Origin of the sequence: Winogradskyella ouciana (genome assembly GCF_009709615.1) — a bacterium.
In the GTDB taxonomy this organism is placed as follows: Bacteria; Bacteroidota; Bacteroidia; order Flavobacteriales; family Flavobacteriaceae; genus Winogradskyella; species Winogradskyella ouciana.
This window is the reverse complement of the sequence record NZ_WJYA01000183.1, coordinates 1-258: the sequence shown is the minus strand read 5'-3', so window position 1 is coordinate 258 and position 258 is coordinate 1. Positions and strand designations below refer to the sequence as shown.

Below are 258 nucleotides of genomic sequence, written 5' to 3'. Positions count from 1 at the left end.
GTGTTTTTTTAATGATACCGCGCCCACCGAAATCTATTATCTTTCCCTACACGTCGTTCTTCCGATGTCTTACATATGGCATACAAGATACCCTGGTGGACAGAAGTCTATGACTGCAGAAGAGCTTAGAAAGAAAAACAGCCTAAGAATTTTAGAAAAATCTGTAAAAGGAATGCTTCCTAAAAACAGACTTGGTGCTGCTATTCTTAAAAACCTTTACTTATACGAAGGTACTGAGCACAAGCACGAAGCTCAACA

The 258-nt window shown here is 39.1% G+C and carries 1 pseudogene; it reads left to right on the top strand.

The annotated features are described in order from the left end of the window. Positions 1–67 precede the first annotated feature (67 nt). Positions 68–258: pseudogene (locus tag F1003_RS16025) on the top strand (uL13 family ribosomal protein); the annotation flags it as partial.